The following is a 1,174-nucleotide window of genomic DNA, read 5'->3' as shown; positions in this document are numbered from 1 at the left end:
AACGCCACCCTGGGCGTCCCTAAAATCACCAATCGCCCGAATTAGTTCTCTGAGATCACCTCAGTGATGCCGCTATGCCTGCTGGTAGCAGTAGAGGGATGTTCGCGAAGTGGCCTACGGTCATAGCCACGACACCCACACCTATGCTCAACCATGACTTCTTGGCGGCCCTTGCCTTTGCGGTCGCCATTCTCTGGTGAATATCCGCCACAGCAGGCTTGATTATGTCCCTCTCGATTTGTCTCGCTAGCCGTGCCGGATCCATGCTGTCGTTTGCCTCTATGTTTTCGCGGATCGCAGCCATCAGCGCTTTCCTGAAGCGCTCAAATGATTCATGTTCGTCTTCTCGGAAACGAATTAAGTCGGGAATGGGAATTCTTTGCAGGGAAGGGAGGCGTATATTCATCGCTACAGTTGTATAGCGCGGGTCTTCTCCGATCGGAGCACTTGTGACGGAAGTGTGCCCATGAAATGCCGAGCCCAAAGGCACTCGCAGAGCTTGAGCATAGGTGACGTCTGACACCAACCAGCCAGCATAATGTTTGAAAACAGTCTCTACAATTGCGCGTTCCGGAGCCGTCTCGGGGTCCGCGGAACCTTCCTCGCGAATGAGCTGGCCGAATATGGGAGCTCCTAGCAGCGGATGACTGTATTCGAAGGACCATCCGCCACTATCGGTCTTTTCAAGTCTTTTTATCTGCCCTCGATGCTGAAGGGTGGAAATTATTGGATCAGCGCTAGACACCAGGTGTGTAAGACCGGTCTCCTTGAGGTGTCGATCCCAATGATGTGGGCATGGAACAGGTTTCGGTCGGAATAGTAGGAGGTCATCGCCGCCGATCCGCTGTACATACCGCAGGGTCTCAACGTATGACGAGACGACGAGAGAAAGATAGTCGCTCGAATCCTCTTCGCGGGTTTCGATAAGATCCAGAATTCGGAATACTCCTGGACCTTCGACTATTACCTTATCAAATGAATGCCATGTGGAACAAAATAAACCATCGATAGCATTCTTTTGGCAGCCGAGCCTTGCGCACCCAACTATTGCTCAAAGGTCTACGGACCTTCCTGCCATGATCGTGGCGTAGGCAGGATCTAGAGGTTCGCCTGGGAAGTCTGAGTGAGTGTTTGAGATCGACGATCTTGCTTAGTCGCAGACGATTTTGGCTTG

Annotated in this window: 1 protein-coding gene; it reads right to left on the bottom strand. The window is 52.3% G+C overall.

Annotation, left to right across the window (positions count from 1 at the left end):
* Positions 1–55: 55 nt before the first annotated feature.
* Complete coding sequence (locus tag ABD120_RS39225) at positions 56–406, bottom strand: hypothetical protein (protein ID WP_343955538.1); 351 nt, start codon at positions 404–406, stop codon at positions 56–58.
* Positions 407–1,174: the final 768 nt, after the last annotated feature.

Origin of the sequence: Nonomuraea longicatena (assembly GCF_039525605.1) — a bacterium.
GTDB classification, from domain to species: domain Bacteria; phylum Actinomycetota; class Actinomycetes; order Streptosporangiales; family Streptosporangiaceae; genus Nonomuraea; species Nonomuraea longicatena.
The sequence above is the reverse complement of the archived record's forward strand: the minus strand, read 5'-3'. Positions and strand labels throughout refer to the sequence as shown.

What these genes read in the sequence shown, in the direction of transcription:
- ABD120_RS39225 (WP_343955538.1), bottom strand. Translation starts at nt 406, where the DNA reads ATGAATATACGCCTCCCTTCCCTGCAAAGAATTCCCATTCCCGACTTA.